The organism is Pantoea sp. S62, assembly GCF_016658625.1.
Taxonomy (GTDB): domain Bacteria; phylum Pseudomonadota; class Gammaproteobacteria; order Enterobacterales; family Enterobacteriaceae; genus Pantoea; species Pantoea vagans.
Genome location: NZ_JACVVI010000004.1, coordinates 12,086 through 37,132 on the forward strand (window position 1 = coordinate 12,086; position 25,047 = coordinate 37,132).

23 protein-coding genes, 1 tRNA gene and 2 pseudogenes are annotated in these 25,047 nt (G+C 49.4%); 9 read left to right on the forward strand and 17 right to left on the reverse strand.

Annotated features, from left to right (window positions below; translation table 11 throughout):
• Nucleotides 1-191: 191 nt before the first annotated feature.
• The 4 genes from IBT54_RS07695 (at nt 192) to IBT54_RS07710 (ending at nt 4,596) form a co-directional block, all read left to right on the forward strand.
• Entirely contained in the window at nt 192-1,709 is a 1,518-nt protein-coding gene (locus IBT54_RS07695; RefSeq protein ID WP_236263070.1) for a transcription antiterminator, read from the forward strand.
• A 15-nt stretch (nt 1,710-1,724) separates the two neighbouring features.
• Entirely contained in the window at nt 1,725-2,198 is a 474-nt protein-coding gene (locus tag IBT54_RS07700; RefSeq protein ID WP_013359990.1) for a PTS sugar transporter subunit IIA, read from the forward strand.
• A 107-nt stretch (nt 2,199-2,305) separates the two neighbouring features.
• The gene (locus IBT54_RS07705) at nt 2,306-3,724 is read left to right on the forward strand and encodes a PTS fructose transporter subunit IIC (RefSeq protein WP_201251959.1); all 1,419 of its coding nucleotides are present in this window, start codon (nt 2,306-2,308) and stop codon (nt 3,722-3,724) included.
• Nucleotides 3,725-3,735: 11 nt separating this feature from the next.
• Nucleotides 3,736-4,596, forward strand: coding sequence for a ketose-bisphosphate aldolase (locus IBT54_RS07710; protein WP_013359988.1), 861 nt, complete (start codon nt 3,736-3,738; stop codon nt 4,594-4,596).
• 262 nt (nt 4,597-4,858) lie between these two features.
• Here IBT54_RS07710 and IBT54_RS07715 read toward each other — a convergent pair whose 3' ends face one another.
• From IBT54_RS07715 to IBT54_RS07740, 6 genes and pseudogenes are all read right to left on the reverse strand, one after another.
• Entirely contained in the window at nt 4,859-5,731 is an 873-nt protein-coding gene (locus tag IBT54_RS07715; protein WP_201251960.1) for a toll/interleukin-1 receptor domain-containing protein, read from the reverse strand.
• 874 nt (nt 5,732-6,605) lie between these two features.
• Nucleotides 6,606-7,120 (reverse strand): annotated as a pseudogene (locus IBT54_RS07720) (DUF2778 domain-containing protein).
• Nucleotides 7,121-7,188: 68 nt separating this feature from the next.
• Nucleotides 7,189-7,998, reverse strand: a complete 810-nt coding sequence (locus tag IBT54_RS07725; RefSeq protein ID WP_370585067.1) for a CDP-diacylglycerol diphosphatase — start codon at nt 7,996-7,998, stop codon at nt 7,189-7,191.
• Nucleotides 7,999-8,080: 82 nt separating this feature from the next.
• The gene (locus IBT54_RS07730; RefSeq protein WP_201251962.1) at nt 8,081-8,383 is read right to left on the reverse strand and encodes a contact-dependent growth inhibition system immunity protein; all 303 of its coding nucleotides are present in this window, start codon (nt 8,381-8,383) and stop codon (nt 8,081-8,083) included.
• 18 nt (nt 8,384-8,401) lie between these two features.
• Nucleotides 8,402-8,827 carry a hypothetical protein gene (locus IBT54_RS07735; protein ID WP_033781739.1) on the reverse strand — a complete coding sequence of 142 codons (426 nt, stop codon included), beginning with the start codon at nt 8,825-8,827 and terminating at the stop codon, nt 8,402-8,404.
• The gene (locus tag IBT54_RS07740; protein WP_201251963.1) at nt 8,824-9,525 is read right to left on the reverse strand and encodes a hypothetical protein; all 702 of its coding nucleotides are present in this window, start codon (nt 9,523-9,525) and stop codon (nt 8,824-8,826) included. The genes IBT54_RS07735 and IBT54_RS07740 overlap by 4 nt, the downstream gene beginning before the upstream one ends.
• Before the next feature lie 252 nt (nt 9,526-9,777).
• Here IBT54_RS07740 and IBT54_RS07745 point away from each other — a divergent pair, with 252 nt between their 5' ends.
• Entirely contained in the window at nt 9,778-10,650 is an 873-nt protein-coding gene (locus tag IBT54_RS07745) for a phosphorothioated DNA-binding restriction endonuclease (protein WP_201252038.1), read from the forward strand.
• A gap of 294 nt (nt 10,651-10,944) precedes the next feature.
• Here IBT54_RS07745 and symE read toward each other — a convergent pair whose 3' ends face one another.
• Complete coding sequence (gene symE, locus IBT54_RS07750; RefSeq protein ID WP_201251964.1) at nt 10,945-11,274, reverse strand: endoribonuclease SymE; 330 nt, start codon at nt 11,272-11,274, stop codon at nt 10,945-10,947.
• 347 nt (nt 11,275-11,621) lie between these two features.
• Here symE and IBT54_RS07755 point away from each other — a divergent pair, with 347 nt between their 5' ends.
• Nucleotides 11,622-11,873, forward strand: a complete 252-nt coding sequence (locus tag IBT54_RS07755; RefSeq protein ID WP_201251965.1) for an ogr/Delta-like zinc finger family protein — start codon at nt 11,622-11,624, stop codon at nt 11,871-11,873.
• Nucleotides 11,874-12,264: 391 nt separating this feature from the next.
• Here IBT54_RS07755 and IBT54_RS07760 read toward each other — a convergent pair whose 3' ends face one another.
• The 7 genes and pseudogenes from IBT54_RS07760 to IBT54_RS07790 all read right to left on the reverse strand — a co-directional run bounded on the left by IBT54_RS07760 (nt 12,265) and on the right by IBT54_RS07790 (nt 18,534).
• A complete protein-coding gene (locus IBT54_RS07760) occupies nt 12,265-13,212 on the reverse strand; it encodes a sce7725 family protein (protein WP_201251966.1) in 948 nt (315 codons plus the stop codon).
• Between the two features lie 18 nt (nt 13,213-13,230).
• Nucleotides 13,231-14,079, reverse strand: a complete 849-nt coding sequence (locus IBT54_RS07765; protein WP_201251967.1) for a sce7726 family protein — start codon at nt 14,077-14,079, stop codon at nt 13,231-13,233.
• 189 nt (nt 14,080-14,268) lie between these two features.
• Nucleotides 14,269-15,524: pseudogene (locus IBT54_RS07770) on the reverse strand (tyrosine-type recombinase/integrase).
• A 152-nt stretch (nt 15,525-15,676) separates the two neighbouring features.
• Nucleotides 15,677-15,761 (reverse strand) — tRNA-Leu (locus IBT54_RS07775).
• A gap of 122 nt (nt 15,762-15,883) precedes the next feature.
• Nucleotides 15,884-16,915, reverse strand: a complete 1,032-nt coding sequence (locus tag IBT54_RS07780; protein ID WP_201252039.1) for a DUF1176 domain-containing protein — start codon at nt 16,913-16,915, stop codon at nt 15,884-15,886.
• A gap of 217 nt (nt 16,916-17,132) precedes the next feature.
• Nucleotides 17,133-18,116 (reverse strand): YsnF/AvaK domain-containing protein, encoded by a 984-nt coding sequence (locus IBT54_RS07785; protein WP_147789339.1) that lies wholly within the window; start codon nt 18,114-18,116, stop codon nt 17,133-17,135.
• A gap of 16 nt (nt 18,117-18,132) precedes the next feature.
• Nucleotides 18,133-18,534: a DUF2382 domain-containing protein gene (locus IBT54_RS07790; protein WP_201251968.1), complete on the reverse strand. Its 402-nt coding sequence runs from the start codon at nt 18,532-18,534 to the stop codon at nt 18,133-18,135.
• Between the two features lie 531 nt (nt 18,535-19,065).
• Here IBT54_RS07790 and IBT54_RS07795 point away from each other — a divergent pair.
• The 3 genes from IBT54_RS07795 (at nt 19,066) to IBT54_RS07805 (ending at nt 21,025) form a co-directional block, all read left to right on the forward strand.
• A complete protein-coding gene (locus tag IBT54_RS07795) occupies nt 19,066-19,575 on the forward strand; it encodes a DUF2501 domain-containing protein (protein ID WP_013359966.1) in 510 nt (169 codons plus the stop codon).
• Between the two features lie 130 nt (nt 19,576-19,705).
• Complete coding sequence (locus IBT54_RS07800) at nt 19,706-20,341, forward strand: hypothetical protein (RefSeq protein ID WP_201251969.1); 636 nt, start codon at nt 19,706-19,708, stop codon at nt 20,339-20,341.
• 15 nt (nt 20,342-20,356) lie between these two features.
• Entirely contained in the window at nt 20,357-21,025 is a 669-nt protein-coding gene (locus tag IBT54_RS07805) for a MarC family NAAT transporter (RefSeq protein ID WP_135910277.1), read from the forward strand.
• Between the two features lie 43 nt (nt 21,026-21,068).
• On the opposite strand, the gene IBT54_RS07810 is transcribed toward IBT54_RS07805, so the two are convergent.
• The 3 genes from IBT54_RS07810 to IBT54_RS07820 are packed head-to-tail and all read right to left on the reverse strand — an operon-like array spanning nt 21,069 to nt 24,864.
• Nucleotides 21,069-22,331 (reverse strand): cytochrome c, encoded by a 1,263-nt coding sequence (locus IBT54_RS07810; RefSeq protein WP_107319288.1) that lies wholly within the window; start codon nt 22,329-22,331, stop codon nt 21,069-21,071.
• Nucleotides 22,332-22,335: 4 nt separating this feature from the next.
• Nucleotides 22,336-24,105, reverse strand: coding sequence for a GMC family oxidoreductase (locus tag IBT54_RS07815; protein WP_033731366.1), 1,770 nt, complete (start codon nt 24,103-24,105; stop codon nt 22,336-22,338).
• Nucleotides 24,106-24,135: 30 nt separating this feature from the next.
• Nucleotides 24,136-24,864, reverse strand: a complete 729-nt coding sequence (locus IBT54_RS07820) for a gluconate 2-dehydrogenase subunit 3 family protein (RefSeq protein ID WP_201251970.1) — start codon at nt 24,862-24,864, stop codon at nt 24,136-24,138.
• Nucleotides 24,865-25,047: the final 183 nt, after the last annotated feature.

Sequence of the window (25,047 nt, forward strand, 5' to 3'; positions counted from 1 at the left end):
CATCAGGCACCCACTCATCTTCCACTTCCCTGTTCTGATATTCTTTAACCTCCTCTCAAAATATTTCGAAAATTCACTTTCAGGTGGTCAGCCTGACCGTCGGGTTGTGGCCATGTTTTAATATTTACATGGCATAGTCCCTTTGCTTAGATGATAACTGACAAGGTGAATAACTGATTAAGCGGACCCTGATGATGATGAAGGCGCTGACTGAGCGGCAACTGACGATTATGCGACAGCTTATTTCTCATAACAGTTATGTGAGCCTGCACACTATTTCAGAAAAAACAGCCATCACCACCCGAACCTTACGCCGCGACATCGCTGATATTAATGAAAAACTCTCTGACCAGGGAATCAACCTCAGCGGTAAAAGTGGGAGAGGCATCACAATTAAATTTGCTGACGCACAGTCAGAAATAGCCGCACGCCGGATTTTCTCAACAGAAGCGGATGATTTCAGCAGCAACTTCCGGATGCTGAAAATAGCGTCAGACCTGTTAATGCTGTCACCCAGAAGTTCATCGATCAGTGAACTGGCAGACAAATATTTTATCAGCCGGGCTTCGATAGTAAATGATTTAAAAACATTAGAAGCCTGGTTACATCAGTTTGATTTAACCTTATTAAAAAGTCGGGTCGGCACCAGCATAAAAGGCAGTGACCAGAATATTCGCATGGCGATGAAAGCGCTGGTATTAAAATCGATTTATAACCATCAGGACATGATGGAAAGCCGTCTGGATGAAAGCACGTTGCAGGAGCTTTCAGAAAAATTTGGTCAGCAGGCTGTCCACTTTACCCTGCAATTAATTAATTTTATTGAACAGCAACTGCAGTATACGATTAGCGATCCTTACTACATCAATTTATTTACTCATATTCTGGTGCTGATCCACCGGAGTCATTCGCCGATGCACAGGACCGATGCCCGCGCGGTGACCATGAGCCGGGTCAGCGACCATCACGCCTGGCAGGTTTCGCTGGCAGTGATAGAACGCATCGAAACCGCTTACAACACGGTACTGGTAGCTGAAGAGTCTCACTCTATCTATCAGTATCTGGTCTCCTCCGGTAAGGCGGGCGGCGAGATGCCACAGCATGATGACTCGCTGATATCCGAACGTGAAACCCGCTTTGCTGAGGCGCTGATTGCCCGCGTAGCGCAGCGCATCAACATCGAAATCACCACTGACCAGAACCTGCAGGCTTCGCTGTCCTCGCATATCAAGCCGATGCTGAACCGCCTCCGATATCACATCCGGATTAAAAATCCGCTACTGCATGATATCCGGACCGAGCTGGGAACGGTCTTCGCCGCCGTCAAAGCGGTCATCAGCCAGCTGACGGAGGAGTACAGCCTGGATGAGATCAGTGACGATGAGGTGGCGTACCTGACCGTGCATATTCAGGCCGCCATCGAAAACAGCATCAAGGTCAAGCGGGTATTGCTGGTCTGCTCCAGCGGTCTGGGCACCTCACAGCTGCTTTACGGGCGGATTATCCGCGCCTTTCCCGACTGGAAGATTATCGACATCGTGCCAGGGAAAAACATCGCGGATTCCCTGAAACGACATGAGTGTGACGTGGTGATCTCCACCATCCGGCTGGAGCCGCTGGAAAAACCGGTGGTCTATGTCTCGGCCCTGTTTTCAGCGAAAGATATCGCAAGAGTAACGGAGTGTCTGGTATCGAATTCGATTAATTAATAATGGAGAAGCAACATGACGACAGCTGTAGCTATTAATGAAGTCCTGAAAGAAGAATGTATTATTCTCGATGTCGACTGCCAGACAAAAGAACAGATTATTTCTCAGCTGACTGACCTGCTCTGCCAGAGCGGCGCGGTCACTGATAAAGCTGCGTTTCTGAACGATGTGTATCTGCGTGAGGAATTAGGCTCAACAGGTTTTGAAAATCACATTGCTATTCCGCATGGCAAATCTGCTGCCGTGGCCAAAACCCGGATTGCCGTCGGGCGTTTACGCCAGGATATTCCCTGGGAGACTATTGACGGCACCAAAGTCCGGCTGGTTATTCTTTTCGCAGTGAAAGAGTCTGATAAAGATGTCGGCCATATCAAAATGCTCGCCAGAATATCCATCGCGCTAGGTGATGAAGATGTGGTCGAACAATTACTGAATGTGGAACACCGCGAAGAGATGTTTCATTTACTGCTATCCCGATCGGGGGCCTGAATAAACCGAAGCTATTTATGAAATAAAAGATTAAGGAGGTATTCCAGGTTGTAGCCATCCCTTCAGACCGAAAAACATAAATATAAAATTTTCACTGGAGAACGTTTATGAACATCATTGCCATTACCGCCTGTCCTACAGGTGTCGCCCACACCTACCTTGCCGAAAGTAATTTAAAAAAAGCGGCTAAAAAACTGGGCCTGAATGTATTAGTTGAAACCCAGGGCGCGATTGAGAGCGAATATATTTTCAGCGACGACGATATTCATCAGGCCGACGTGGTGTTAATCGCCGCAGATAAGAAAGTTGAGATGGCGCGCTTCCAGCACAAAAACGTGATCGAGGTCCCCGTCACCCGTGCCGCGAAAGACGCTGAAGGATTACTCAGCGCCATTGTGAACGGAGAATTGGCGCCCAGGCTGGTCGATTCCGCCCCTCAGAACAATACGTCTGAACCGGCTAACAGCGCGCGCGAGGCGTCAGGTTCCCGTTCCTGGATCTCAGAGTTTTATGTGCACCTGATCACCGGTGTGAACCTGATGATCCCGTTTGTAGTGGCTGGCGGCATTCTGATCGCCCTGAGCTTTTCATTCGGGATTACGGCGGCCACACCAGGGGACGCTAATTTCAGCCCGATAGCGAAGATGCTCTCTGACATCGGCGGCGGTTCGGCCTTTGCCCTGATGCTGCCGATTCTTGCGCTGGGGATCAGCCAGTCCATCAGCGGCAAAGCGGGCATCGTGGCAGGCGCGGTGGGCGGAATGATGGCGATCCACACCGGCTCCGGCTTCCTTGGCGCGCTAATTGCCGGCTTTCTGGCCGGATATATCACGCTACTCATCACCAACCATATTCATCTGCCCAAAGCGGTCGCCGGGTTAAAACCTATTTTAATCGTGCCGCTGCTGAGCGTGCTGCTGACCGGCGCACTGATGGTGCTGCTGATTGGTGAGCCCATCAAAATGCTGCTCGGCTGGCTGACCGCCTTCCTCAGTTCACTGGGTAACACCAACGCAGCCATCCTCGGCCTGCTGTTCGGCATGATGGTGGCCTTTGATATGGGCGGCCCGCTGAATAAAACCGTCTGCATGTTTGCGATTGGCCTGATGTCGAGCGGTATTTATGGACCGATTGCGGCCTGTATGGCGGCGGGCATGGTGCCGCCGCTGGGCATCGCGCTGGCGACCACCCTCTTCCGCCGCAAATTTACCGAGCAGGAGCGTGAGACTGGCAAAGTCACCTACATCCTCGGCCTCTCCTTCATTACCGAAGGCGCTATCCCTTTTGCGGTCGCCGATCCGCTGCGCGTCATCCCGGCCATTGTGGCGGGTTCCGGTTTAGCGGGCGCCCTGTCAATGATGCTGGGCTGTGCTTCCCGCGCGCCGCACGGCGGCATTTTCGTCATCTTCATTCCCAACGTGATCAGCAATGTCATGGGTTATCTGTTTGCGATTGCCGCAGGCAGTTTACTGACGGCGCTCATCCTGTTGTTCCTGAAAAAAGATATCTCCGTTCCTGCAAAATAAGGATAAAACCTATGCTTTACAACATGAAAGATCTGCTCAGCGTTGCCCAGCGTCATCAGTTTGGTGTGGGCGCGTTTAACATCGCCAGTGCGGAGTTTGGCCGCGTGGCGGTTGAGACAGCCGAGCGACTGGATTCCCCGCTGATTCTGGAGATTCATCCCGAAGAGATGGCGTTTACCGGCCCGGAATTTATCGGCTATCTGCGGACGCTGGCGATTCAGGCGCGTGTGCCGGTGGTGATCCATCTGGACCATGGCCGCTCTCTGGAAGAGGTGATGAAGGCGATCTACGCCGGTTTTACCTCGGTGATGATTGACGCCTCATCTCACCCTTTTGAGCAGAACATTGCACTGACGAAGAAGATTGTCGAGATAGCGCACACGATTAATGTCTCTGTGGAAGCGGAGCTGGGCACCATCGGTGTGGCAGAAGGCAGCGGCGAAGGCGGCAGTAACGAGATTCTCTATACCGATCCACAGCAGGCCGCGACCTTTGTACGCGAGACCGGCACCGATACGCTGGCGGTCGCCATCGGCACCTCGCATGGTCTCTACCCCAAAGGGAAGCAGCCGAAGCTGGATATCGAGCGTCTGCAGCAGATCCGTAAGGTGGTTGATATCCCGCTGGTGCTGCATGGCGGTTCGGGCAATAAAGACAGCGAAGTCGCGGAGTCGATCCGCTATGGCGTCGGTAAAATCAATATCTCCAGCGACATGAAGAAAGCGTTCTTCGTGGCGCTGGAACAGGAGCTGAAACAGGGCGGACACGAGCCTAATGCTCTGTTTGTTAAACCGATGCAGGCGGCAAGTGAAGTGGTCGCGGCAAAGATGGCGCTGTTTAGTTCGGTGGGGAAAGCGGCGCTGTATCGGTAAGGGTTATATAGAGTGGGTTAAGAAGAATTATGAAAGGCACTGATTTTAGTGCCTTTTTAGGCTAGGGTTGGACACGGAAGCGGAATGATTTGAGTGGCAGACCTGTGATCAGTATGCCAAAAATGCTGTTGGAGATTCTTTTCCAGGAAAATCATATACTAAAAATAAATCCCGAGGAAAATATTATAATAAGTGAAAAATATCGAAATAATAAAGAATTTAGATAAAGTAACACTTAAAATTTTCGAGTTATTCTGCTATATCACTGCCTTCTCTTATAAGCAATTTTAGAAAGTTCATTTGCTATCTCGCTAATCGTATGAATTGAAGTTTGTAACGCGATTTTATCTGCCAAATAATAGCTATACTGTGCTACTTCACTTGCATCAATATTATGCCAGATGGGTAACAAAACCTTATTTTCATCATTTACAGCCCTATGAATCAAACCATCTAACTCATACTGAGTCCATTTTTTACTAAAAAAAGAATGTGAGAGAATAACAATCCCATAGGATGCTTTTTTTAAACCGGCATCTATATTTCTTCTTAAACTATCGCCTAACTCTAAAGTCTGCTCGTCATACCAAACACTAATTCCTAGTCGTGCCAACTCATTAACTAATGGTCGGACAAAACTTTCTTTGTCTTCACTGGCGTGGGATATAAAAAAATCAAGGTATTCTTTCTTACTTTCTTTCATTACGGTATTCTGAACCTCATAAGACTGATGAAAAACAGCTTGTAATTTAGCCCACTCCATTTCTGCTCTACTTTCTCTTCTCTGATAAAATATTTTATGAACAGGAAAGTCAATATTTGATATGTAAATAAAGAAGGTGTTTTCTATCTTTTTCCCATCGAGTTCTTTCCATTTCCACTCATAGTTATGTATATAGGAAATCGACTGTTGAAAATAATTATAATCAATAAGACTTCCCACACGAAAAGAAGCGGCTGCAATATTAAATGCTATGTAAGAGTTGCCTGCTCCGGAAAAAATAATATTATAACCATCTTTGGCAAGATGAGTATGAATCTCCTTTGATATTTTAAGCTGCTTAAATGAAAAGTATATCATAACCGGCACTATTAAAACCATTATGACAATTGGCAATGCAGGGAATAGCTCCATAAATAAAACCTCACAGAAATAATGATTACAAACAAACGCATATCATACTAAAAAGCTCTCGTATAAATTTCGCGTCTTAATTTTATGCGGAGATCAGGTTAAAAATCTTCTTTCACTGTCCGGAAGAGCTTAAGCATTGGACTATTTTCATACATTTATGAGTATAATGCGCGGACAAGTCTATTTCAATGAATGCATTGAAATCCTTTTCAATCATCATGGGTGTGTGGTTCATTACCTTCGGGGCTGCTTAATGGGATGCTAAGGCCATAATGAAAAATGCTGATGATAACCTGCCGACCCGTAACGTCAAACAATGCCTTGATATTTGCTCACAATCATCTTTAAGCCACATGTAAGCTTGATTAGGAATTTGACAAATTCCTTTTGAAATTAATTACCTTGATAAACAAACTGTAGCAGAAGTTTTTTAATAAAATATTTAGAAATACAAGTACTGTAAGAATGTAAGCAGAAGAATTTTGTTTATCTATAATAAAAAAGCCATAAGGCAGGAAGCGAAATAGCACAAAAAAATGAATGTTAATGAGAATATTTTTGCTAACCGACGTAGTGTCGAAAACATCCACTCTTTAGGGAGACAGGCTGGCCTGATTTTAAGCGTCACTCCGTTGGAAAAAGTGATAAGCACACTCATGACTGGAACAGCAATCAATATGTTAATTAAGAGACTAAAGCAAACCTGCAACGATTCCCAGGCCTCTGAGTCAGGTTCGCCTAAAATGAAATGGGTAAACCTTTGAGCGACTGGAAAATCATATCGCGCTGTTATAGAATCCACGAGTCCCTCATATGGAAACACTTTGGTATAAATAACATAGTCGCAATAAACAGCGTTATTTTGCTAAAAAGACTAAAGGCATGTTTTGCCATTGGCAATGACCTCAATCGTCCCGTAGGCCAATAACTGCTTCATGCAAGGAACTTCAACTTCCTCTGTTCTTAATAATGTATTTCGTAACATGGCATAATCTGAATCATGTGGAAGTGTAATACAGCCTTCAGATAACGTGCCGGGGTGCAAACGGACGTTACTACGTTTAACACTCTCTACCCATGTGTATTCATCGATTGTCCAGTCATCCCGCCATATTGCAAACAATTCTGAATGTCTGAATGAAGCACCACGGGAGAAATACTTATCAATATCCCTTACTCTGGCATTCAGCTGTGATTTAATACCGCCTTCAGGACGGTCAACGATCCAGTACTTTCCTGCGGGTACGGGTCCCTTTTCGGGAATTATTCCACAGCCACCACGTTACGGTAAGCACCATTACCAGAGAACGCTAAAAACGTCCCCACGCCCGGAAAGGATAATGGTGAATGATATGCGTCATTGATTATAAACTTTCCATGCAGAGCCATTAACTATCCTTGTACTTATAATCTTTTATGCCCTAATCCTACACTTTATAAATGAGGCTGAGGTTTGGTTATTCCCCGGCTGAAACGTCAGCCGGCGGCGTTGAAAGAATATCGCAGCGTTTATCCAGTAGCGACTCAACAGACGCCCGATTGCCCTTATCCCAGCCGCGCCGGGTGGTTAGCAGGATAAATCCTTTTTCTCCTGAGAACGTCGACGGGATAAGCGCCACACCTGACTCCGCCATCTGCGGCGAGGACACATGGAAACGGTGCGCCACGGAGGAAACAGGATAAATCCCCATCGCTGTGGGCTGCATAACACGACGGGCATAGTAGGTGTGGTTCAGCAAACGGTCAGGCAAGGGTCGCCAGTCATTATGAATAAAGGGGCGCTCGGCCTGAAGCTGGCGATAGACATCTTCCCGCAGGCAGGTCAGATGAATATGTAGTTGATTCTGGCTGCGGCCATAAGCGGAATTCAGCGCCATGCCGAGACGATCCTCAGGCACTTCAGCACCATAGGCCGCCATCAGACGATAACGCATTAACCAGGCGTAGCCGAAATAATCGGGACGTCCGGGACGCGACAGCGTAATGCTCTCAATACCGGACATCGCCACCGTGGGTACCAGAATAAAGTGCAGCTTATGGCGAGGATTCTGGATGATGCTGTAGCCCTGTGTGCTGTCCTGCGGCAGATAGATTTGCTGGCAGGGTGCAGGATCGCGACGATAGTGATAGTTATTCATGCAGAGGTCATGCGTGACCGTCCACAGCGCGTCAGAGCGGGCGCATCCTGTGAGCAGCAGCGCGATGACCAGCGGCAGAGACCGGCATGGCCACAATAATTTCCCGTTCGGTGGATTGCGTCCGGTCAGGCGGCTCAATGCAGGTACAACCTCCTCAGCAAGGGTTCATATCGGGGGAGCGTTTATCCGAATGGCAAATCAGCATTTAGCCTTAAGATAGAGATGCACTAACCTTTTGCCTCAAAAGATTCAGGAATTCTGCAGGCGTAGTTTCCCATAAGTCTGTAGAAAATTCCGCGCCATAGCGGCTTTCGAAATCCTCATCCAGGTTTTCACATTCCCTAATAAACTGCTCAACATCACCAATCAAGCCATGTCGGGAAGCAGGAGTGGAATCAGCAAGCCAGGCGTTGATTTGGGCATCAACACTTTCACTACTACCGAACAGGTCATAATCCTGTCCAAAATAGATGGCAATAAGACTATCCAGTCCGGCTATGTTAATGTTTTTCATAATTGCAGCCAGGGAACCTCATTTATTCAGAATCTTAGTCAGCTCAATCTCACGGGTAGTAGGGTTAACGTACAGATAAAACAGATCCCCATCCAGCTGATCAGGCTTTGCCCATATCTCCTTCTCACCCAGACTACGCTTTTGCTTCTCGTATCCCAGCTTTTCGAGATAAGTGCGCAGCGATGCAGTATCGGAAGCTCCTTTAAATACGATGCTATTTGAAGGGGAATAACCGTCACCAGGATGCGATTCAAAGTAGTAGTTGTCCGTTATACGCGGGGCATTTTCAATATCCGGATCTGTCAGCATGTGGTAGTTAAAGAAATCATTTTCTTTATAAACAGTCGCCTCATCAGAGCCCGATGCAACAAACCAGACAAACAAGCCAATGAGAATAAGGAGGGTGGCAGCCACAAGTGCGGGCCACTTAAACAGGTTTTTCATTGCTTCGTCCCCATGAATGAGAGTGATGTCCCATCATTGGTAACGACCTTAACGATTCCAGAAGTGAAATCGTTCCATGGCCTGAGCCAGGTCATAAAATGCGGAAGATTTACCTTATATGGCTGATGTCGGACGCATTTGTCATCCGGGTCAGGAAAAAGAATCGGGCGGAATCCATGATTTTTATGGGAGCCGATAGCCCCGTAGTAGTCCCAGCGCCGAACAGCTGAATCATAGCTGACTGGCTTGAGACGATAGCCATATCGACCCGGTATGATAGCCCGATAAAACCCGAACAGATCAGACACCAAATCCTCACCACTGAAGCCACTGTCTGTATACCATGAGAATGACCGCAGACTTTGCAGACCTTCAAATCTGGACGCGGTGTTCATCATCATCGCCAGCATGATTCTGTTTATCTCATCGGTGCTCCGGCCTCGCTTAATTTCCCAGTGAGAGAATTTGCCAACACCAAAGCGCGATTTGAACTTAAAAACGCCCATATCCTGCCGATACATGACTGAATAAGATGGCTTGCCGCTGCGCTCGCCCTCAGAGAACTGACGCCTCAGTGCAGCAACGTCATTGCCACGAGCATGGCCCATATCAATCCAGCCCAACACTTCGGTATAAACAATGCCTCTGTCGAGTACGTCAAATGATGCTCCATCCTTAATTTCTCTTCTGGTGCTCATACTTACATCTCCTTATGTAGTTCGCCCGAGAATGGTATAGCTGATTTTTCAGGCAGTCCAGATGTGAAGCGGATTTGATTAACCTGCTTCCCATTAATGCATACTCCACATTTGCTGCAGGGCGGTTCAGGCAACAAGGACTGTGAGGTCGTGGAACAGATGCAACTCTGTGAGTGTTCTTCTTAACATGCATTGAATCTCATACTTTTTAAGAGCATGATCGCAATAATTATCCGTTGCTTAGCCCTGACTATGACTCCAGCCCAATCACTTCAGATTGCCATTTCCGATGTAGCGGTCTGGCGCAAAGGCGATCAATGCGCCCCTCATAAACCTCTATTGCTGCTCTATGTATTATCCCAATACAGGAGAGGACATTCGCGGCTATTTAACTATGGAAATGAGATTGACGAGCCGTTAACCAGGCTGCTGATTGAGTTTGGTCCGAAAAGGCGTGAGTACTATCCCAATATGCCTTTCTGGCGGTTGAGAACAGATGGATTCTGGACGCTGGAAAACACAGAGAACTGCAGACCTCGTAAAGGAAACATCCAGCCGACTAAGCGCGAGCTGATTGAAAATCAGGTTAGCGGCGGATTTGATGAGGATAATTATCAAACGCTGAAAAAAAATCCAGCCCAGATCGACAAGCTGGCGCAGCAGATTCTGACTGAACGCTTTCCCGAGAGTCTCCAGATTAAACTGGCCGAACTGTTAGGCTTCGATTTAGTCACGCTGATGAGAACTCGCGACCCTCGCTTTCGCGACATGATTTTACGGGCTTATCACTCACAATGCGCCATTTGCGGGTATGACCTGCGACTGGATGGTGCGCTGGTCGGACTTGAGGCTGCGCACATACGCTGGAAGCAATATGGTGGCCCTTGTGAAGTCAACAACGGACTGGCCCTATGCTCCGTACACCATTCTGCATTCGACAAAGGTGCTATCGGCATTGATGAAGACCTGAAGATTCAGATATCAGGTGGGGTCAATCGTAGCCCTATTGTGGACCAGCTTTTCTGGGCGCTTGAGGGGCAAAGACTTCATCTTCCTAAAGATAAAATGCTTTGGCCTGCTGAGCGGTTTATTGAGTGGCATCAGACGCAGGTGTTTAAAGCCTGAGACGCATAAAAGCCTCCTCAGCCTTACGTTAATTATGCGGATGGCAAATGTCGGCAGAGGCTGAATATTTTCTTTTATTAATAAATAGTATGCTGGCGCATTCGCTTTGTATGAAGTGGATATAACGTTGACGTCGGGGATAGTATTTCTTTGCAGTCGGGCATTAAGGCGTCAGGCTATAATGCGGTGAACGTGGCCAACAGTGAAGAAGGTTTGGCAACGGATGTGCTGGTATAAGTGTTCTGGTCCTGATAGTTAACCGCTCCCGAAGCGATATCGGGAGCGGCGTTTCATTCAGACGACTTTCTGTTTACCAGATATAATCTGAATAAACTCCTGCACCTGCTTTTGTTTCCGCGCCGACAGCTTGCACACCTGGCGCAGCGACTGCATCAGTTCGCTCTCCTGTAGCGCGGTGAGCACAATGCAGCCTTCCATTACCTTTACGTCTACTGGTGTGCCCGTGGCAAAACCGGCTGTTTCCAGCCATTGCCCTTTCATGGTGATGGCGGGAATCCGGCTGTAATCCGGATAGCGACTCGCGTAGCCAACCGTTAATTGACGGTTATTTGCCGGGGAGACTTCTGATTCATATGGTTGTGCAATAGAATGGGCGTCAGTCATGATTACTATTCTCCGTAAATAGTAGTTGTGATTAGCGGCGCGGGTGTGTTGGCGCACATTCGTGCCGCGCTAAATACCTGTATATATCATCAGGAAAGGGAAGAAAAGTCCAGCTAAAAACAGAGTGAAATAAGTAAGTTATAAAATCATTTTAATATGAAGCGTAAGTTTTATTTGGCAGGAAATAATAAGAAGCGCACCAGCCAGGTGCGCAATAAATAAGAATCAGAATTTTTTTACGCGACGATTTTTTACCTGTACTGGCTGCACGTGCGGCTTTGATTTTTTCCAGTGCAGTGGGACGCCATCCATGTACACCGCCCGTGGATAAGGGAAGGTAAAAAGAAATGATGCACTGCCCGTACTGCAAAAGCCCGGCACATACCCGTTCAAGCCGGTATATGTCTGAACAGGTGAAGGAGCGTTATCACCAGTGCACAAACCTTGACTGCTCCTGCACCTTCAAAACGAATGAGAGCATTACGAAAGTGATTACCGCGCCGCCGCAGCCCGAACCGGCCCCCGCAGTTATCCCGGAGCGGATTAAAGAATGCCAGACTATCGGGCGCTACGGCTCAGCCTTCCACACCCTCCATTAACCGTCACGGCCGCTGAAAACAGCGGCTTTTTTGTCTCCGCGTTTAGTCCTTTCAACGCCCTTTTTCTGGCCAGCCCGGTTGTAAATAGCGATGCATTCATAAGGTGCATGGATTTGCATGCAAAATGCAGCGCCCCAGATACCCTGTCAGCCCACACCCGGCGAGGCTTTGCCCGGTTCATACAGCTGCATAAAACGATGCACAAAGCGGGCAGGCGAGGCGGGGGTAACATTGCGCGCTGGAGGTTAAATAGCTCATAGCCTATAAACAGAGACAGCCGCTCTTATTATTTAATAGAGTATACCTTCAAAGGATTCCGGGCGGAAATTCAAAAGAAATTACTATTGCTCATATAATAAAGAAGAGGCGCAAAATGCACCTCTCAATATCATCACAAAATGTTATGCATTAATTCAAAATGATGTTTAATTGTCATCTTTTTAATATAAGCAAGATTGGTCCTCTCGCCTGGAGTGTTATAAATGGCAATTAATTCTTTACAAGCAGTAGACCAATTTAAAATATCAGGTCTTTGACTACTGATAAATGCTTCTAATTTTTCGAGTGCTTCATCAATCAAAATAGCAACATCTTCAGCCGCCACTCTTGGATCCGACAAAAAATGATGAGCTAGAATTTGTGTTTTGTCTGTATCCTCATAAGTAACATGTATCACTGCTGTGACGGCTTGGCCTCCACCTTCTACAAAATGGTCGCCAACTATTGAAAAATCACCAAAACCCTGAAATCCTATCTGTCTGTAGTTCAAATATAAATCTGAGAAAAACTCAATAATATTATTAGCATATCCAGCATTTGTCTGAGTTCGATTTAATCCGTCATGTACTAACACTTTAAAGGTTTGGTTAAAGTTTGATACATAACTTGCACTACACTTACCTTCAATAAATATATTGCTTTTAAATAACCTATCAGAAAGTTCAATGCTGAGGAGTTGCTGAGCATTTACATAACTGCTCTTATGTATAATAGACTTTGCTTGCTGGAGATATGCATTGAAAAAAGAAGTGACCTGTGTGGGGCTAGTAGTATCATCCACAATAAAACCAAGCTCAACTTGGGGATATAATTCGATAGCACCTTTTATTAATTCTTCTGTAAGCCTTTCATTTCCCTCTAGCTCCCCGCACTTAGGGTTAACTATCAATATCAATCTTGCATTTTCATTTTTTGCATCCCTCAAACAACTATATAAATCCCTATTATTTTCTCTAACAGGCTCAATGATAATAGCCATATTTTTCTGAACTATTTTCGGTAAACACGACCTAACAGCTAATAGTTCATATTGTTTTGCTCTCAAATAACAATAGTACATGCTGTGATTCCTTATCAATTAACATAATGTTTCTACCATGTTTTCCCTAAGTGTCATTAAGCTCTTTCTATTTAATCGCAAATTTAATAATGTAGCCAGCAGTGACTGAGGAAGAAAAAGAAAATGATCTTTTTCAAATCGCTCAAGACCTCTTGCCGTTAATTTTTTTAGCATTTCCTTATGCGCGTTTTCAATGTCCAGCTCAACAAAAACATTTCTGCACATATCTTTAATATCGGCAGCTCTTCCAAAAGCTTTAATGCCAACTATTTCCTCATAAAGAGAAGCATGCTCAGAAGGCCTTAAACAATTAAATATTTTTTCTTTGGAAAGGGATTTTATATTTGAAATAGCCATACGTTCATAATTCAGGACATTTTTTTCATTTAAAGTTATTATCCCAGTATTATCATGTGCAACTCTTAGCGCTTGATTTTTTTTCTTTTCAGGTACAACCATATAGACAAACTCAAAAACATCCTTATAAACAGATAGTTGGTCATCCAGCCTTTCAAAAGAATCGAGTTCTGTCTTAATCTCGTAAGCGGTGGATGTATCATTAAAAATAGCCACGTCAGCTATACAACCATTGACCTTAAATTCATTAACATAACTAACATTACAAAATTTGTGACTTTTCCTTATTATATTTTTTGCTATTTCGTTCTTGTAAACATACTCGTTTCTGTATTTCTTTTTCAGCAAAGTATACATTTCATCGTATATCTTAGATATAGACTTACCTTTTGAGTTGTACGAAGGATAATTCTCCATGAGAATACTTCTAAACAACTCTAATCTGTTCTTCTTTGCTATTTCCAATACAACATTACGACTAAATATTTTACTTATCGCTTGATAATTCATTCTATTTTATACCAAAAACTCGCTAAAAGACTTTTTAAGAAAATCACTATAAATGAGAGACTTTAGAGTAATATGATTAAGAAATTTTTTTTTGTCAAACTATTATTATAGTAGCTAAAATAGCGTGATAATATAAATCACATTTAATATCAGTTAGTTATCTGTATCTTGTAAGCCTGCATTTCAAATTTACCCTTGCCTTGCGAAATCATAGGGGATTACAAACTCCACCTTATTTGCATCAAGAAAATCCGCCCACCATTGCATCATCAATCTGCGCTCATCCAAATGTTCAGAGGTATGAATGTAAGCAGCGCGTACATTATTACGATCGGAATGGCTCAACTGCCGCTCTATCGCATCATCACTCCACAATCCTGACTCACCCAGCGCGCCTCGTGCCATTGTCCTGAAGCCATGCCCGCAAACCTCGGTCCTAGTGTCATACCCCATAGCGCGCAGGGCATTGTTAACTGTGTTTTCGCTCATGACTTTTTTGGGATCATGATCGCCGGGAAAGAGTCTCTCGTTATCACCGCTTAATTGCTTCAGCTTTTCCAACAAGGCTAAAACCTGACGGCTTAGCGGTACAAGATGCTCCTCTTTCATCTTCATACCACGGTGAGAGTAACGAACTCCTTCTATCTCTTCGCGTTGTGCAGGAACCCGCCATAAAGCTCTTTCAAAATCGAACTCATCCCACCGGGCAAAGCGCAGCTCACTGAAACGGACAAAAGTCAGTAATGAAAGCTCTACAGCAATACGCGTCATAATTCGTCCACGATATGCGGCAAGGCGCTCAAGAAATTCAGGAAAACGACTGAACGGTAATGCGGGGTACTGGCGAGCCTTGACCGGAGAAAGTGCCCCAGCCATATCATGAGCGGGATTAGATTCTATGTAATCGTTCTGCACGGCATAGCGCATTATCGCCGTAACACGCTGCTGAAGGCGCTGAGCGACGTCATGCCTGCCACTGGCATCAACGGCCTTAATGGGTGCTAACAGCTGGCTGGTTTTCAGCTTACGAACATCTGCCAAACCAATATGAGGAAAAATATACAGCTCAAGATAGCGAAGGATGCGTGAGCGGTGATCGTCACTCCATCGCTTGTTACTGGCTTGCTATTCGCGGGCGATCGTTTCAAAAGTATAAGCCCCCGCATTTTCAGCCTGGGCTTCTTTCTGTTCAGCTTTGGGGTCAATTCCCTGCCCTAACATCTTTTTAGCTTCGTCACGCTTAGCACGTGCCTCAGCAAGCGTTACTGTCGGCCAGACGCCTAAGGCAAGCCGGTCTTCTTTTTTGTCGGCTGGCCGTCGGTACTTCATACGTCAGTACTTTGATCCTTTGGTCGTGACCTCGAGGTACAAACCGCCACCATCAGCCATTTTATAGTTTTTTCTTTAGGCTTTGCAGTGTCGACCTGACGGGCATTCAGCTTCATTTTGGGGGCACATTTCTTATCGAAGTGGGGATGCCCCCAGTGGGGTCTGGATTGCAACGGATGTGCTCGGACGATTCCGGATGATAAAATCAGCCTGCATATTGATTTTAAAGGCTTATTTGGACTTCCCCGGACGGGGATGGACAGGATACTGGTGCCGAAGGCCGGAATCGAACCGGCACGCCTCGCGGCGGTTGATTTTGAATCAACTGCGTCTACCGATTTCGCCACTTCGGCACTGAAGGGTATGCGGAAAACGTTGAGGATTATACCGTTACCCCCTGTTTCCGCAACCCTTATCCGCAGGCAGTGGTGCAACTGCTGAAAAAAACGTCTTTTGGGATCTCAGGTTCACCGGCTTAACCCGAAACAGGCTTCACATCCGTTACCAGCGTCGGCAGATCCCAGGTGCCGCCCGCATGGATATAACGGCACATGCCGGTCCCGCCGTCATAGCTTTTGCGGAAAGCCTTGCCGTCCCATACCCAGCTTTCCTGGCTCATGCAATCGCCAATGCCGCGTCCTTTCTGCACGCTGGTAATCTCGCCCTTGTCATAATCGGACCCGGAAATGGTCACCAGCTCAGGCTTGCCTTTCAGCTGGTTATCAATAACCCAGTAGCCATAGCCTTCGTTATAAGCGGCACGCCAGCAGAGCGCTGAAAGCAGAACGTGGCTGTCATCCAGCGGCGTAAGCGTGAGTCCGTCAGTTTCCGGATCGCTGTTTTCTGCTGGTGAATAGAGACTGTCGCATGTGTCATCGTCATTATGATTGACCGTTGCAAGCAGTCGGGTTTTCAGCGCGTCGCTTTCCGCAGCGGTCAGCAAACGGGGGTCGCCGCTGAGAGTTTTCGCCGCCTGGATAACCGGTGCGGGCACAGCCTTAACCACGCTGCTTTCCGGTTTATTGCCCTTTTTGGTGAGCGCGCCTGGCGTTCCGATACGACCCTGCACGTCGTCCGCTTTCAGCAGCACGGCATACGCGCCTTCACCAGAAAGCTGGAATGGCTTGGTGCCGCCTTTAAATTCCACTTTACCGCTGCCTTTCACGGCGCTGATTACCGCAGCGGTCTGACTGGCCGACATTCGCCAGTTGTCATCAGCCGCCACCAGATCGCCAGCGGATTTTCCATCGATCCATAGCGTCAGCTTTTCCGCCGGTTCGCTGTCATCTTCGGTGTCGCCCAGCGTCACTTCACCCACTGTCTCCGTTCCCGGTCCAGCAGCACGGGTGAGCAGGATAGAGCCGGAGGGATCCTCTTCTTTGGCATAACCCGCAATGCGGCAGGTCAGGGTGTTATCACAGACCACTTCCCAGTCTTTGTGCTCAAGCGTTTTGCCGCTCTGAGCGGCCTGAGCCGACAGGGAGAACGCCGCCAGCATGAAAAGCATCGGTTTACAGTTCACTTTAATCCCTCAGGTTTTATTTCTGCCCGGTCTGCACAGATAGCGCCTGATTATATCGAAGAGAATTTGACGTCGTTATCCGTTTTTATTGCCTTCCCCACACAACGCAAAAGAGCCAACCTCGCGGTTGGCTCTTCCTTGCATCTTCAGCATTGGGTATCAGCGATACCCATCAGCGCCTGTTGTTGTCAGGATAAGCGCCTCAATGCGAATGATCATGCAGCTTATGCTCTACCTTATCTTTCACTTCGCCAGCTTTGTCCTTCACTTTCTCAGTCAGGCTCTCTTTGTGGTCGCGGTTATGCACGCCGGGTGACTGCGCAGCGGCGGCAGGTTTCCCCCCTGCTGCTGTACCCGGCAGTTCGCTCTCCAGACCACCTCGTGCATGGTCGATGTCCACTTCCTGACGACGCACCGTGTCGTTGATGGTCTCAGTACGATCGCTGCCGTCGGTACGCACCACCACTTCTTCTTTCACGTGGGTCGTTTTGTTAATCACCGGCTGTTCGTGAGTCTCAGCAACCTCAACGGTTTTCTCTGACCAGTCCACTTCTCCGGCCAGCGCGGGTTCGTTCACCGAGCGGCGGAAGATGTCAGCGTGCTGCTCATGCAGCGAGATATCTTCAGATACGTTGTCGGTCACGGTATAGCGGCGTACGCGGGTCGAACCTTCGCTGACCAGGCGTTTACCCACTTCCACCTGCTCTTCGGCCAGACGCAAAATATCTGCTTCGCTCTCATCACCGGTCAGTGAGGTGCGTAGCGGCTCAGCCGGGCGGTCGTTGGTCTCACCGGCAAATTGCTTGCCTGCGGTCGGGTTAATGCCCGGTGCAGTGGTGCCGTTCCCGACTGAACTTTGCATACGTGACGGCACATCTACCGAGTCATGAGAATGGAGAATCGTCATGGCGCGGGCCAGCTTCTCTTCCTCGGTGCGGATGGTCAGCACGACGCCGCCCTTGTCCATTGCCCGGGTGTAGACATCCGCCTCATCTTTATCGACGTCATGCCCAAACAGACGCTGCCACAGGCTCGGATGGCGGATAGACTGCCCTTCCTGCTGCAAACGTTCTCCACTGATAAGACTGATGTCCCGATCAGAAAAGCCTGCTTTTACGAGATTTCTTTTCGCGGCCTCTGCCTGAATTGCAGAATCGAACAGTGTTACGATTTTTTCCTGTGCCATGATAGGTTCCTCTCTGTTAGCTGATTTGATCGTCATCTCTCTCAACGTTCACCTGCTGCTCACGTCGGGTCACCACTTCCTGAAAAGGAACATTCTCCTGCACTTTTCGGATGTGGATTTCCTCTTTAAGCACCAGCTTTCTGACGATTTCGATTTCTTCCTCTACTACCGGGACAATCAGTACACCGTTCTCTTCCCTGATTTCGGGCATCGTTTCAACGGGCTGTGCTTTCGCTACATGCTTAACCTCAACCTTCTCCCGGTTAAGCAGCGTACTGATGACCTCGTCATGCTCAGTTGTGGAACGGGTAACGCGGACATGTCCATCCACAATCTTTTGCTTCGTCAGGGCTATTTGCTCTTCAACGAGTTTAAGCGTGACCTCTGCATTATTATTGTGCTCTGGCTGTCCAGCCATAATAACTCTCCCGTTAATTTAAATATCGGCCACAACTGCCTGACACAGTGATTAAGCATGAACACCCTCGCGATTTTCGCAAGGCGGGATAATAAAATTTTTTGCGGAAACAATTTAATTACGGCACAAAAAAACCAGAATAAAACCAGTAAACCCTCTTTCATCACCGCTACGCTAAAAATAAAAAATCCTTATAAAACCGAAACCTGAAAATAAGTAATTGCGAAGGTAAATATTAACACCGCAGACACAAAGACTTATAAAATCGCTTATAGAAAAACGGATATTTTAATTCAGACCAGGACAATTCCTGATAAAACTGGCGAGAATATTAAAGAATGTTTCAGCCGAAGAGATAATTGACGCATCAGGGCAAGTCATCTCACGAAATAATAACACCCGTACTCATCCGGATATTTAATCGCCTTTATTACAGAAGATTCCCAAAGCGTTATTTATGAAGGGAGTTCAGGAACTTTCTGCTCGTCAGACTCTCTTAGCAAAACTGAATAAGCAGATACTGAGGTTAAGATGAAACAGGCACAACGCAGTGCATGGATGTTGGGCATGGCGGCACTTCTGGTGGCAGGCAGTGCATCAGCGGCAAGCTGGCAGGATCAGCTGAGCAGTGCAGCATCGCAGCTCAGCCAGCAGAACAACGGCAGCACCACCAGCACCACGCAGCAGAATGGCGGCATGTCGCTTTCTACTATTACCAGCATGCTGGGCGGCGGCGACAAAGCGGTCAGCGCCAACAGTATGACCAATGCGGCCGGTGTAATGCAGTATTGCGTCGAACACAACGTGGTGAAAAATAATGTGCAGTCGGTGAAAGATCAGGTGCTGAGCAAGCTCGGTCTGAACACCACTACCGCGCAGGAGCAGAAAACCGACTACACCCAGGGCGTGGCAGGCCTGCTGAATACCGGGAACGGCCAGCAGCTGAATCTGCAAAGCCTGAGCAACTCACCGATGGGTGAGAAGCTGAAAACCAAAGCCTGCGACGTGGTCCTGAAGCAGGGCAAAAACTTTATCTCCTGATCCCTCTCCTCTTCTCTCCCCTCTCTTCTCAGAGGGGAGCGTTAAACCCCGCTTTGCTGTGATGCCTGACATTCCCTTAACCTGGGGTTGAGCGCTATAGTGTTGTTTTGGTTTCTACAGGACAGCACGCATGAAAGGCATCAACATCGCACTTTACTTCGACCCCGATCAGATTCAGGCCTGCGTTCACGAACAGGACGACAGCTATCTCAGCAAAAAATTCGAGTATGACGATGGCGTGATTGAAGAGATCTACCAGTGGCTGGAGCAGTACGAACCTAAACGCACCCACATCTGCCTGATTGAAAACGAAACCGCCGAGTTGCTGGCCGATGAGCTGGTCGACAGCGGATTCCGCGTCCATCAGGTCACTATGCATCAGCTGCTGAGCTGGTTTGCTACCGAGCCACCCTCCACGCCAGACGGTACGCCGATGCGCGCGATGCTGCGCTTCCTGGAAGATGAACATCCGCGTGAATATGAGTCGCGCACGCCGCAGACCGAAGCGCTGATGGAGATGTTCGACGAGCTGGATGCGCTGGAGATGGTCGATGACGCCGATGATGAAGACGCGCTGCCAGGCGATCTGCTGCGCGCCATGAAGAAGCACAAAATCACTGCCAGCGCCGCGGCCCAGCGCCTGCTGCCGGACGTCAATGAGCGTATCCGCGAACATCTGATGCAGTATCCCGAACTGATGACGCCGGAAATCCTGCAGGACTTCTTCCCGGAATTGCTTGAGGCGCTGGAGCGCCCGAAACACTAATCAGGGAGATCGGACATGCTGGAGCTGATTAAAGCGGTCAGCCTGGGGCTGGTCGTCATCCTGCCGCTCGCGAACCCGCTCACCACCGTAGCGCTGTTTTTAGGGCTGGCGGGTGACATGAATTTCGAGGAGCGCAACCGTCAGGCGCGCCAGGCTTCCATCTACGTTTTCGCCATCATGATGGTGGCGTGGTACGCGGGCAGCGCGGTGCTGAACACCTTCGGTATCTCTATACCAGGTCTGCGCATGGCGGGCGGCCTGATCGTCGCCTTTATCGGCTTTCGGATGCTGTTTCCGGCGAAGCCGGCGGGTCATTCGGTAGAAGCGAAGCACAAACTGGATGAACAGGAGGCAACCAAAGAGCCGGTGAATATCGCCTTCGTGCCGCTGGCGATGCCAAGCACGGCGGGACCGGGAACCATTGCGATGATCATCTCCTCTGCCTCAACGGTAAGAAGTGGCGTCGATTTTCCTGCCTGGGTGATCAGTGTTGCGCCGGTGCTGACCTTCCTGCTGGTGAGCCTGATCCTGTGGATCTCGCTGCGCAGTTCGGGAGCCATTATGAAGCTGGTGGGTAAAAGCGGCATTGAGGCGATTTCACGCCTGATGGGATTTTTACTGGTCTGTATGGGCGTGCAGTTCATCATTAACGGCGTGCTGGAAGTGGTGCGCACCTTCCATTAATCCGGGTTTTCCCCTCTCCGGACAGGCAGAGGGGAAAGCGCGATTACTTCAGCGTTTTACGTACTTCAGCAACCTCATCTTTGCTCACCGCAGGCGCGGTGTTGCTCCAGCCCTGACGAATAAAGGTCGCCAGCTGCGCGACTTCATCATCATTCAGCCGCTGGGCAAAGCCCGGCATCGCCAGTTTAGACGGCGCTTTCTCGGTAGAAGGCTGCTGCGCGCCGGCCAGAATGGTGTGGATCAGGCCGGTTGGATCCTTGGCATTGACGATGGTTGCGCCATCCAGCTCCGGGAAGATCCCTGGTGCGCCTTTGCCGGTCACGAAGTGACAGGCGCCGCAGTTATCCAGATAGAGACGCTCGCCTTCGCTGAGGTTCTTCGCGGCAGTGAGTTTCGCTTCCGTTGCCTGCTGCGCCTGCACGTTGAAGGCCTGCAGTGGCGGATTGCCGCCCAGGAACTTCAGGTAGGCCGCGATAGCTTTGAGATCGGCATCGGTCATGTGTGAGCTGCTGTGCTCAACCACCGAGGTCATCTCGCCGCCTACTGCCGCTTTATCGTTACGGCCGGTCTGCAGGTAATCGATGACTTCCTGCTCGCTCCAGTGTGGCAGGCCACGCAGTGACGGCACATCCCAGTTGTTCAGGCTGCCGCCCGCCAGGAATTTATCGTCACCGCTATCCAGCGCTTTCTCGTTCATGCCCAGACCGCGCGGCGTATGGCAGCTGCCGCAGTGGCCCAGACTCTCCACGATATAAGCACCGCGATTAACTTCGGCTGATGCACCGCCAATCGGCTGGAACGGCTTATCGGACGCGAATGCCCAGTTCCAGAACCGCATGCCCCAGCGCTGGCTGAACGGGAAGCTCAGATCGGTTTCCGGTGGCTGTTCCGCGCTCGGCTGCACGCCTTTCATGAAGTAGACGTAGAGCGCGTGCATATCGGCATCGCTGATTTTGGCGTAGTCAGGATACGGCATCGCCGGATAGAGGTGCGATCCATCCGGTAATACACCCTTGCGCACCGCGTCAGAGAACTGCTGCTCGCTGTAGTTACCGATGCCGTGCTGCTTATCCGGCGTGATGTTGGTCGAGAAGATGGTGCCGAGGTTCGACTCAATCGCCAGACCACCTGAATAGGCCGGTTTGCCGGGTAGCGAGTGACACGCCATACAGTCGCCCAGCCGCGAGAGATACTCGCCCTGCTTAATCAGTTGCGCTTCATCCTCGGCGTGAACCGGCAGCGCAAATCCGCTGGCCAGCAGCACCGCGTTAGCAAAAATAAAAGACTTCAGTTTCAGCTTATTCATGCGTTTATGCCTGTACCAGTGGGCCGGGATTTTTCAGGTAGTGATCTTTGATCGCCTGCGCCGCCATCAGGGTAATCGCACCGATGGTATCGGTCGGGTTCGCCTGGAAGTTCTGCGGGAAGGCGTTGCCGCCGGGCACAAAGACGTTATGCACATCCCAGCTCTGCAGATACTTGTTCAGCGCCGAGGTTTTCGGGTTATCGCCCATCACCGCGCCGCCCACGTTGTGGGTAGAGACATACTTGGTGATATCGAAGTCCGCGCCCATCGGCAGGAAGCTCATGCTCATGCTGTCGGGGTTCAGTTCTTTAGCGATGTTGCCGACGATGCCTTTCAGATGCTGCTGCAGCTTCAGCTCATTCTCTTTCCAGTTAAACGTCATACGCAGCAGTGGCAGGCCACGGTGATCGTTGTAGTTCGGATCGAGATCCAGATAGATGTCGCGATAAGACTGGCAGGTGGTGGTGATACTGATCTTCATCGAATGGCCGTACCACTCTTCCAGACCTTCCTTGTAGCCCATGCCCCAGGTCGGCGTGCCTTTTGGCAGCGCGGTACTGATCGGCGTGCCGGTCGCCTGTGAGCTGTGGATCTTCGCGCCGCCCAGGAAGCCGAGCGAAGGACCGTCGAAGTTGCCTGGCGAGATATCGTTAAACATCTGGCCGGTCGCGCCCGCAGTCGCATACGGATTGAAGTTTTTATCTTTGAAGAACAGCGTTGCGCCGCCGTTCGACAGGAACGCGTAGTTACGGCCGACCACGCCCTCTTCGGTAATCGGATTGTAAGGCTTGCCGATACCGGAAAGCAGCATCAGACGCACGTTATAGAGCTGGAAGCTGCTCAGCACCACGATTTTGGCGGGCTGGAAGCACTCATTGCCCTGTGCATCGATATAGATCACGCCCTTGGCGGTTTTCTTATCATCGTTCAGCACGACCTTAATCACTTCCGCATTCACTTCATACGAGAAGTTCGGCATACGCTTCAGCGAATCCATCACCGCGGTCTGCGGCGACGCTTTGGAGTAGTTCAGGCACGGATATTTACTGCAGTAGCCGCAGTAGTTACACGGTGCGATCTGGTTGCCGTACGGGTTTTTCCACGCACGCGACACACAGGCTGACGGGTTCGGGAACGGGTGGTAACCGAGTTTCGTCGCCACCTCTTTGAACATCACGTTGTTCAGCGTGTCATCCAGCGCGGGCAGCGGATAAGGTTCAGAGCGCGGGCCTTCAAACGGGTCGCCGCCTTCCAGGATTTTACCGCGCAGGTTGCCGGTGTTACCAGACTGGCCGCAAATCAGTTCAAATTTGTAGTAATAGGGCTCGATCTCTTCCCAGCTGAACGGGAAGTCCATCACCCGCATATCATCCTGCAGAATGCCGGGCTTGTACGCCTCGTCAACGTAGGTTTTAAGTTTGATATCGGTCGGCGTCGGACGGATCAGTACCGCCGTCCAGTGCAGGCCGGAGCCGCCCACGCCAGTGCCCGGGGCGAACGCGCCCCATTTACGGGTTGGCAATGCCGTCTGGCTGCTGTTGTAGCGCACGGTGACCGCCACTTCGGCGGGTGTCGCAAACACTTTGTTGCGCACCGCGTAGGCATATTCATCCGCCGGTTTCGGGTAGGCGAACTCGTCATAATCGCGATCGCCGCCGCGCTCCAGGGCGCGCACGTCCAGACCTGCCAGTGCCAGCTCGATGCTCATCAGCGAGCCTGCCCAGCCGAGGCCGCAGACCACGACGTCGACTTCTTTTTTAGTAACCTGTGCCATGATAATCCTGTTTACCTGATGTGGAAGCGCTTATGCGCGTTCACCTTTGATGCTGACCGGGCCGAGTGGATAAGGAACGTTGTGCTGTTTCACCCATTCGGTGAAGCTGGCACGCGCCCCCGGGAAGCCGATGGCGATCCAGGCTTTCATGCCTTTATTACCGCCGTACATCGGGTCGGCCAGGTAGCCATGCTTGGTATCGGAAAGCAGCTGGCTGAAGAAATGGGAAGGCTTAAGATCGGCTTCGCCCAGCGCGGCAAAGTCGATCTCGTTTTTGTTGACCTGGGTCAGCACCGCATCTTTCTCTTCCAGCGTCAGCGCATGAAACGCTTTCTGGTGCGTGTTCTGCGACCACTGATTGATCAGCCGGATACCGGTCTGATACATCTGCTGGGGACGGAACGGGATCTGATAACCCATCGTGGCGGGTGCTTTCGTGTTGAAAGGTCCCTGCATATAGATTTCGCTGCCAAACGCTTCGCTGTGCAGCTGCTGATCGATAAAGATCGGCACGTTAGTTTCCAGCGCGCCTGGCGCTTTGCCTTTGCCGCCCGCCGGAATCAGGCGGTCGGTGGCGGCCAGAATAAACTGCCACTCATCGGCACTAAAAAAGATCGGTTTGTAATCGGCTAACTCGGGTGCGGCCATCTCTGCAGCCTTTGCCGCAGTCATGCCTTTCAGGACCAGCTCACTTAATGGCAACGCCAGCAGTGAACCGAGCAAAAATTTACGCCTGGTGGTGGGTTTTTCTAAAAGCATATCCGCACGACTCTCATCTGCTAAATACCCGCTTACGGTGTTATGACGCTGAAAGGCCTGGTGCAGGCAGAAAACTTCCCGCAGGGATGAACGCACACAGCACAGACAACGGCAGAACAGAGAAGGCAGGTAGAATTATGGTTCGGTGACTAACGGAACATATCGGTTAATAACCTGGCAATA